Here is an 8588-nt window from a genome sequence, read left to right as displayed (position 1 = left end):
GCGCGCGTGCCGTCGAATCGAGGTCCGCCGTCGAACATCTCCATGCCCCCCGTTGATCGGTGACCAGCCCGTGCTGACTGGTCCTCTGGCGGCAGGGTGTATTGCCACGGCGCGTGGCGTTCTAACCACTGGCGAGGAGATTTTTTCCACGCGGTCGACGGTGCGCGGTGGGCAGGCGTGCCCGGGCCAGAACGAGGCGACGGCAGCCCTCGAACGCGGGGCTCGACCCACGCGCCGAGCCGTGCGCCGAACGGGGGGCGGGAGCCTGGCCCGGTCCCCCCGGGCGCTCGCACGCCTCGGTGACCGGCCGCGCGGGCCCCGGACGCTCACGGGGGCGAGGCCGCGACCGCCGCTTCCTCCCGTACATTGGCCCGGTGCGAGGCGACGGGCCGGCCGAACGGGCGGAGGACTGATCTTGGCCGCTCCTTCCGTGGGCGACGTCGCCCCCGACTTCACGCTGGCGGGCACGCCCGGCGGGCGCCCCTACGCCCTGGCCGACCACCGCGGCGGGGTCGTCGTGCTGGTCTTCTACCCCCACGACGACACGCCCGTCTGCACGACCCAGCTGGTCAGCTACAGCGCGGACCTCGACCAGTTCGCCGGCCTCGGTGCCGAGGTGCTGGCCGTCAGCCCCCAGGACGTCCCCGCCCACGAGCGCTTCGCCGGGCGCCACGGGATCGCCTTCCCGCTGCTGTCCGACGTCGACAAGGCGGTGGGCCGGGCCTACGGGCTGGTCGGTCCCCTCGGCTACTACAAGCGGTCGGTGTTCGTGATCGACGCCGAGGGCGTCGTGCGCTACGCGCACCGCTCGTCCCACGGCCTGACCTACCGCCCGACCGACGAGCTGGTGGCCGCCGTGCGGGCGGCCGCCGCCCTGCCCGCCACTCACCGCTCGACCCGCGAATAGCCGGCCCATGGCGGGGCGCTCGCCCCGCCTGGGGGAGGCGCGGCTCCCGGGGCGCCTGTGGCTGGTGCCCTGGCACCTCGCCCCGGCTCCGTCGGCGGGGGCGGGTGGGATCCACCTCCCGGGGCGGAACGTCCGCTACCCTGCGAACGAATGTTCGCACTGGGCATCGATCCGGGGGTCTCCCGTTGCGGCTACGGGCTGGTGCGCCGCGAGGGCGCCGCGTACGAGGCGGTGGGCGCCGGCGTCATCACCACGCCTCCGGCCGACCCGCTCCCCGCCCGGCTGGCCTCCCTCGCCGGCGAGCTGAGGGCGCTCATCGACGAGCACCGCCCCGACGTGGTGGTCGTCGAGCGGGTGTTCTTCCAGACCAACGTCCGCACCGCCATGTCGGTGGGCCAGGCCAGCGGCCTCGCCCTGGCGGCGGCCGCCGCCGCCGGCTGCCGGGTGGTCCAGTACACGGCCAACGAGGTGAAGGCGTCGGTCACCGGCTACGGCGCCGCCACCAAGGAACAGGTGCAGCGCATGGTCCAGACGCTGCTCGGGCTGCCCCACCGCCCGCAGCCGCCCGACGCGGCCGACGCCCTCGCCCTCGCCTTGTGCCACCTGGCGGCCGCCCCCCGGCTCGGGCGACTGGAGGCGGGCCGGTGATCGGCTCGCTGCGGGGCGTCGTGCTGGACCGGCCCGCTCCGAGCGAGGTCCTGCTCGAGGTCGGCGGCGTGGGCTACCGGGTGGCGGTGCCGCCCGCCGTCGTCGGCGCCGCCGCGCCGGGCCAGCCGCTGTTCCTCCACGTGCACACCCACGTCCGGGAGGACGCCATCGTCCTCTACGGCTTCGCCGACGCCGACGCCCGCCGCTGCTTCGAGGCCCTCATCGGGGCCCATGGCGTGGGCCCGGCGCTGGCCATGGCCATCCTGTCCGCCCTGTCGCCCGACTCCCTGCGCCGGGCCGTCGCCACCGACGACGCGGCGGCGCTCACCGCCGTCCCCGGCGTCGGGCGCAAGACGGCGGCCCGGCTCCTCATCGAGCTCCAGTCCCGCCTCGACCTCCCGCTCGACGACCTCCCGGCGACCGGCGCCGGGTCGGGTCCCCATGCCGAGGTACGGGCCGCACTGGCCGGTCTCGGCTACGGGCCCGACGAGGTGCGCGACGCCCTGCGGGCCCTGCCCGACGCCGGCACCGTCGAGGAGCTGCTCACCTCCGCCCTCCGGCAGATGGCCGGCGCGAGGTAGCCGGTGCCCCGCGAGGAGATCCTGGGCGCGGCGGTCGCCGATCCCGCCGAGCAGGCCGAGGAGGCCACCCTCCGGCCCCGCCGGCTGGCCGAGTTCGTGGGCCAGGAGCAGCTCAAGGAGCACCTGGAGATCGTGCTGGAGGCGGCCCGCCGGCGCTCGCAGTCGGTCGACCACCTGCTCTTCGCCGGCCCGCCCGGCCTGGGCAAGACGTCGCTCGCCGGCATCGTCGCGGCCGAGATGGGGGTGGGGATGCGGGTCACCTCGGGACCGGCCCTCATGCGGGCCGGCGACCTGGCGGCCCTCCTCACCGACCTGCACGACGGCGACGTGCTGTTCATCGACGAGATCCACCGCCTGGGCCGGCCCGTGGAGGAGGTCCTCTACCCGGCCATGGAGGACTTCCAGCTCGACATCGTCCTCGGCAAGGGCCCCGCCGCCCGCTCGATCCGCCTGGACCTGCCCCGGTTCACCCTGGTCGGCGCCACCACCCGCACGGGCCTGCTCACCGGCCCGCTCCGGGACCGCTTCGGGCTGGTCGCCCGCCTCGACCACTACCCGGTGGACGAGCTCGTCACCATCGTCGAGCGGGCCGCCCGCATCCTGGGCGTGCCCGCCGACCGGGGCGGCGCCCACGAGGTGGCCCGCCGCTCCCGGGGCACCCCCCGCATCGCCAACCGCCTGCTCAAGCGGGTGCGGGACTTCGCCGAGGTCCGGGGCGACGGCGTCGTCAGCGAGCCGACGGCGGCGGCCGGGCTGGCGCTGTTCGGCGTCGACGACCTGGGCCTCGACAAGGTGGACCGGTCGGTGCTGTCGGCGTTGTGCTCGCGCTTCGGCGGCGGCCCGGTCGGCCTCTCCACCCTGGCCGTGAGCATCGGCGAGGAGACGGAGACCCTCGAGGACGTGTACGAGCCGTTCCTGCTCCAGCTCGGCATGCTCAAGCGCACGCCCCGGGGCCGGGTCGCCATGCCCGCCGCCTGGCGCCACCTGGGCCTGGCCGCCCCCCAGGCCGCCGCCGTCCTCTTCGACGACGCCTGACCCCGGCCTCCCAGCCGGTGCCGCCGTACGGCCGGTGCGCCTGACCGCGGCCGCCCAGCCGGTGCCGGGCACGGCCGGTGCGGGCCCCCCGGCCCGTACGCTGCCGCTCGATGGGCGACATGGCCGCGTACGACTACGACCTGCCGCCGTCGGCCATCGCCCAGGTGCCGGCCGATCCCCGGGAGTCGGCCCGCCTCCTCGTCGCCCTCGACACCGAGACCGCGCCCGAGCACCGGTCCGTCCGCGACCTGCCCGACCTGCTGGGCCCCGGCGACGTGCTGGTCGTGAACGAGACCCGGGTGCGCCCGTCGCGCCTGCGGCTGCGCAAGGAGACGGGCGGGCAGGTCGAGGTCCTGCTGCTGGAGCCGGGCCCGGCGCCCGGGGAGTGGGACGCCCTGGTCCGGCCCGCCCGGCGGGTCCCGCCCGGCACCCGCCTGGCCACCGCGCCGGGGGCGCCCGCCCTGGTGGAGGTGGGCGAGCCCACCGGCCGCGACGACGGCTCGCGCAAGGTGCGGGCCCTCGGCGACCTCGACGGCCACGCCGTGCTCGCCCTGCCCCCGTACATCACCACCGAGCTGGACGACCCCGAGCGCTACCAGACCGTGTACGCCCGCACGGCGGGCTCGGTGGCCGCCCCGACGGCGGGCCTCCACCTGAGCGAGGCGGTGCTGGACCGGTGCCGGGAGCGGGGCGCCGACGTCCGCACCGTCGACCTGGCCGTCGGCCTCGCCACCTTCCGGCCGGTGACCGCCTCCCGGGCCGAGGACCACGTCATGCACGCCGAGCGCTACGACGTGCCCGCCGCGACCCTGTCCGCCTGCGCGGCGGCCCGCCGGGTGGTGGCGGTCGGCACCACCACCGTCCGGGCCCTGGAGTCGGCGGCGGCCAGCGGGGAGTGCTCGGGGGCCACCCGGCTGTTCATCCGCGACGACTACCCGTTCCGTGTGGTCGACGTCCTCCTCACCAACTTCCACCTGCCCCGCTCGACGCTGCTGCTCCTGCTGGAGGCCTTCGCCGGGCCGGGCTGGCGGCGCCTCTACGCCACGGCGCGGGCCGAGGGCTACCGCTTCTTGTCCTTCGGCGACGCCATGCTCGTCGGCCGGGCCGCCGCCCGGTGACGGCGGGCGGCGCCCTGCGCATCGACGTCGAGTCCACCGACGGGGCGGCCCGGGCGGGCGTCGTGACCACCGCCCGGGGGACGTTCCGCACGCCGTGCTTCATGCCCGTGGGGACCCGGGGCGCGGTGCGGGCGGTGTCGAGCGCCGACCTGGAGGACCTGGGCGCCGAGGTCGTCCTCGCCAACACGTACCACCTCATGCTGCGCCCGGGCGCCGACGTGGTGGCCGGCCTCGGCGGCGTCCACGGGTTCGCCTCGTGGCGGGGGCACGTGCTCACCGACTCGGGCGGCTACCAGGTGTTCTCCCTCAAGCCGTCGGTGGACGACGACGGCGTCACCTTCCGATCGACCTACGACGGGTCGTCGCACCGGCTCACCCCGGAGGGCGCGGTGGAGGTCCAGGAGCGGCTGGGCGCCGACATCGCCATGGTGCTGGACGTCTGCCCGCCGCTGCCGTCGCCGCCGGAGGTCGTCCGCCTGGCCGTCGACCGGACGGCGGCGTGGGCCGCCCGGTCGCGGGCGGCCCGCCGGCGGGAGGGCCAGGCCCTGTTCGGGATCGTCCAGGGCGGCGCCGACGAGGCGCTGCGGGCCGAGAGCGGCGAGCGCACGGTCGAGATCGGCTTCGACGGCTACGCGGTGGGCGGCCTGTCGGTGGGGGAGGGGCGCGACGACATGCTGAGGGCGCTGGCCGCGGCGGTGGCCGTCCTGCCCGCCACGGCCCCTCGCTACCTCATGGGGGTGGGCGACCCGGTGGGCCTGGTCGAGGCGGTGGCCCTCGGCGTGGACCTGTTCGACTGCGTGCTCCCGACCCGCCTGGCCCGCCACGGGACGGTCCTCACCGGCGGGGGACGGCTCAACCTGCGCAACGCTTGCCACGCTCGGGACGACGCCCCCCTCGACCGGGCGTGCCCGTGCCCGGTGTGCGCCCGCTGGTCCCGCGCCTACCTCCGGCACCTCCTCCGCATGGGCGACCCGGGCGCCGCCCGGCTGCTCACGCTCCACAACCTGGCCTGGGTTCTCGCCCTGGTGGGGCGGGTGCGCTCGGCCGTGGTGGCGGGCCGGCTCGACGAGGTGCGGTCGGAGGTCGCGGCGGTGTGGGCCCCCCTGACTCCCTGATCGCCCCGACCGGCCCGTCGGCGCCCACCGTGCGGTCGCCCCCTCGCGCTACGCTTCTCGACCGCCCCTTCCCTCGACCCAGGCGTCGCCATGGCCCAGCTGGTGTTCCTCGTCATCACGTTCGGTCTGATGTGGTTCGTCCTCATCCGGCCCCAGCAGCAGCGCGTGCGGCGCCAGCAGGAGCTGGTCCGCTCCCTGGAGGTGGGTGACGAGGTCGTCACGGCGGGGGGGATCTTCGGCCGGATCGTGGGCCTCGACGACGAGGTCGCCCGCATCGAGGTGGCCCCCGGCGTCGAGATGCGGATCCTCCGCCTGGCCGTCAACGCCCGGGTGGGCGAGGAGGGCATGCCGGCCGTCGGCTCCGGTCCGGCTCACGACGCTCACGACGCCACCGACGCCACCGACGCCACCGAGGTCACCGGGGTCACCGACGTCACCGACAGCAACGAACCGGTCGACGGCGGTAGCCGCTGATCATGCGCCGCGGACCGGGCTTGTCCCTCGCGCTCATGGTGCTGGTGGCGCTCGGCGCCGTGGGCGGGACCGTGGCCGCCGGCAACGAGCCGCAGCTCGGCCTCGACCTCCAGGGCGGCGCCTCCGTCGTGCTGCGGCCCGAGAAGGAGGTCTCCTCGGGCGCCCTGAGCCAGGCCATCGAGATCATCCGCAACCGGGTCGACGCCCTGGGCGTGGCCGAGCCCGACATCAGCCGCCAGGGCGACAACATCATCGTGCAGCTCCCCGGCGTGAAGGACCAGGCCCGGGCGCTGGACATCGTCGGCCAGACGGCCGAGCTGCGCTTCCGGCCGGTGATCACCGCCCTCGGCGGTCCCGACGCGCCCACGCCTCCGACGACGGCGCCCGCCGGAGCGGACGCGTCGACCACCACCGCGCCCCCCGGGGGCGACGCGCCGACGACCACGGCGCCCGCCGCCGCGACGACCGCGCCGGCGGGCTCGGCCACGCTCCGCCTGGCCCAGACGGACACGACGACGGCCACCACCGCCCCGGCCACTCCGGATCCCACGGCTGCGCCGGCCGACCCGTCCACCGCCACGACGACGCCGGCCCCCACGCAGGCGGGCGACATCCCGACGACGCCGCGGGAGGAGGACGACCCCACCAAGCAGGTGGTGCTGGAGGAGATCGTGCGCGGCGAGGTGCGCAACCGGTACCTGCTGGGGCCGTCGGAGCTGACCGGCACGGCCGTGAAGTCGGCCCGGGCCGAGTTCGACCCCACCCAGGGGTGGCGGGTCAGCTTCACCCTCACCGGCGAGGGATCCAAGGCGTTCGACGAGCTGGCCGCCCGCAACCTCCAGAAGCAGGTGGCCATCGTCCTCGACGGCGTCGTGAAGTCCGCACCGGTGATCCAGCAGGCCGAGTTCGGCGGCAGCGGCGTCATCAGCGGCAGCTTCAGCGAGCAGGAGGCGAAGGACCTCGCCCTCGTCCTCCGCTACGGCGCCCTGCCCGTCGAGCTGGAGCCGGAGACGGTGCAGACGGTGTCCGCCAGCCTCGGGAAGGACTCGCTCACGGCGGGCATCACCGCCGGCCTGGTCGGCCTCGGCCTCGTCCTCGTCTACATGATCCTCTACTACCGGGCCCTCGGGGTCGTCGTCATCCTCGGCCTGGGCGTGTGGGCCTCCCTGATGTGGTCCATCATCTCGCTGCTCGGGGAGACGAGCGGGCTGGCCCTGAGCCTGGCCGGCGCCGTGGGCATCATCATCTCGGTCGGCGTCACGGTGGACTCGTACGTCGTGTACTTCGAGCGCCTGAAGGACGAGGTCCGGGCGGGCAAGACCATCCGCTCGTCGGTCGACCGGGGCTTCAGCCGGGCGTTCCGCACCATCCTGACCGCCGACGTCGCCTCCTTCATCGGCGCCGGCCTGCTCTACCTGCTCACCGTCGGCTCGGTGCGCGGCTTCGCCTTCTTCCTCGGGCTGTCCACCATCCTCGACGTGGTGGTCGCCTACTTCTTCACCCGCCCGCTCGTCATCCTGCTCGGCCGCAACCGCCTCTTCACCGAGGCCCGCTGGCTCGGCGTCGCCCGGGGGCTGGCCGCCAGCCCGGCCCGGGGGGCGTGATGGCCGAGCGCAAGCGGTCGATCTGGACGCGGCTGTACAACGGGGAGACGTCGATCGACTTCGTCGGGCGCCGGCGGCTGTGGGCGATCCTGTCGGGCGCCGTGATCGCCGCCGGGCTGGTCTCGCTGGTGGCCCAGGGGTTGAACTTCGGGATCGACTTCGAGGGCGGCACGGCGTGGGAGGTCGAGGCGCCGGGCGTGTCGGTGACGGAGGCCCGCGACGCCCTCGAGCCGGTGGGCCTGGCCGATGCCAAGGTGCAGATCCTGGGCGGCGACACCGTGCGCGTCCAGGCCGAACTGGAGGACAACCCCGAGGACCGCGACGACGTCACCAACCGTCTGGCCGAGCTGGCGGGGGTCGGGCCCGAGCAGGTGAGCGTCAACGAGGTGGGGCCGACGTGGGGTGAGGAGATCACCAACAAGGCCCGCCGGGCGCTCGTGTTCTTCCTCCTGGCGATCACCCTCTACGTCACCCTGCGCTTCGAGTGGAAGATGGCGATCGCCACGCTGGTCGCGCTGTTCCACGACATCCTCGTCACCGTCGGCGTCTACTCCCTGTCCGGCTTCGAGGTGACGCCGGCCACGGTGATCGCCCTGCTCACCATCCTGGGCTACTCGATCTACGACGGCATCGTCGTTTTCGACAAGATCGAGGAGAACACCAAGGGCCTCGCCTCGTCCGGGCGGATGACGTACGGCGACATGGTGGACCTGTCGCTGAACCAGGTGCTCATGCGGTCGCTGAACACGTCGATCACGGCCCTGCTGCCCATCCTGTCCCTCCTCGTGGTGGGCGGCCGGCTCCTCGGCGCCGCCACCCTGGAGGACTTCGCCCTCGCCCTCCTGGTCGGCCTGGCCGCCAGCGCCTACTCGTCGATCTTCATCGCCTCGCCCCTGCTGGCGCTGCTCAAGGAGCGCGAGCCCCGCTACGCGTCGATCAAGGCCCGGGTCCTGGCCAGGGGCTCGGCCCCGCCGCTCACCCCGGCCGCCGCCGCCGCCGGCGGGGTCACGCCGTCCGTCGGCACCGCAACGGCCTCCGACCGCTCGGGCGGCGGGGTGGCCGCCGCCGCTCCCCGGGTGGCGGCCCGACCCGCCGCCAACCGCCCT

At 75.2% G+C, this 8588-nt stretch carries 9 protein-coding genes; all 9 read left to right on the top strand.

The window, feature by feature from the left end; all coding sequences use genetic code 11:
- Positions 1-415: 415 nt before the first annotated feature.
- The gene (locus VM242_04020; GenBank protein HVM04319.1) at positions 416-907 is read left to right on the top strand and encodes a peroxiredoxin; all 492 of its coding nucleotides are present in this window, start codon (positions 416-418) and stop codon (positions 905-907) included.
- Between the two features lie 150 nt (positions 908-1057).
- Positions 1058-1555 (top strand): crossover junction endodeoxyribonuclease RuvC, encoded by a 498-nt coding sequence (gene ruvC, locus VM242_04015; GenBank protein HVM04318.1) that lies wholly within the window; start codon positions 1058-1060, stop codon positions 1553-1555.
- The gene (gene ruvA / locus VM242_04010) at positions 1552-2136 is read left to right on the top strand and encodes a Holliday junction branch migration protein RuvA (GenBank protein ID HVM04317.1); all 585 of its coding nucleotides are present in this window, start codon (positions 1552-1554) and stop codon (positions 2134-2136) included. Before ruvC ends, ruvA begins: the two co-directional genes overlap by 4 nt.
- A 3-nt stretch (positions 2137-2139) precedes the next feature.
- Complete coding sequence (gene ruvB, locus VM242_04005) at positions 2140-3171, top strand: Holliday junction branch migration DNA helicase RuvB (GenBank protein ID HVM04316.1); 1032 nt, start codon at positions 2140-2142, stop codon at positions 3169-3171.
- A gap of 110 nt (positions 3172-3281) precedes the next feature.
- The gene (gene queA, locus VM242_04000; protein ID HVM04315.1) at positions 3282-4289 is read left to right on the top strand and encodes a tRNA preQ1(34) S-adenosylmethionine ribosyltransferase-isomerase QueA; all 1008 of its coding nucleotides are present in this window, start codon (positions 3282-3284) and stop codon (positions 4287-4289) included.
- On the top strand, positions 4286-5404 hold the full coding sequence (tgt, locus tag VM242_03995; protein HVM04314.1) for a tRNA guanosine(34) transglycosylase Tgt: 1119 nt from the start codon (positions 4286-4288) through the stop codon (positions 5402-5404). The genes queA and tgt overlap by 4 nt, the downstream gene beginning before the upstream one ends.
- 90 nt (positions 5405-5494) lie before the next feature.
- Positions 5495-5878: a preprotein translocase subunit YajC gene (gene yajC / locus VM242_03990; protein ID HVM04313.1), complete on the top strand. Its 384-nt coding sequence runs from the start codon at positions 5495-5497 to the stop codon at positions 5876-5878.
- 2 nt (positions 5879-5880) lie between these two features.
- Positions 5881-7482, top strand: coding sequence for a protein translocase subunit SecD (gene secD, locus VM242_03985; GenBank protein ID HVM04312.1), 1602 nt, complete (start codon positions 5881-5883; stop codon positions 7480-7482).
- On the top strand, positions 7482-8588 hold a 1107-nt coding region (gene secF / locus VM242_03980), incomplete at its 3' end, for a protein translocase subunit SecF (GenBank protein HVM04311.1). The genes secD and secF, both read left to right, overlap by 1 nt.

The organism is Acidimicrobiales bacterium (assembly GCA_035540975.1).
GTDB lineage: Bacteria > Actinomycetota > Acidimicrobiia > Acidimicrobiales.
Note: the sequence above shows the minus strand (reverse complement) of the source record. Positions and strands in the feature narration are given on the sequence as shown.

What these genes read in the sequence shown, in the direction of transcription:
- ruvC (HVM04318.1), top strand. Translation starts at nt 1,058, where the DNA reads ATGTTCGCACTGGGCATCGATCCGGGGGTCTCCCGTTGCGGCTACGGG.
- queA (HVM04315.1), top strand. Translation starts at nt 3,282, where the DNA reads ATGGGCGACATGGCCGCGTACGACTACGACCTGCCGCCGTCGGCCATC.
- yajC (HVM04313.1), top strand. Translation starts at nt 5,495, where the DNA reads ATGGCCCAGCTGGTGTTCCTCGTCATCACGTTCGGTCTGATGTGGTTC.
- secD (HVM04312.1), top strand. Translation starts at nt 5,881, where the DNA reads ATGCGCCGCGGACCGGGCTTGTCCCTCGCGCTCATGGTGCTGGTGGCG.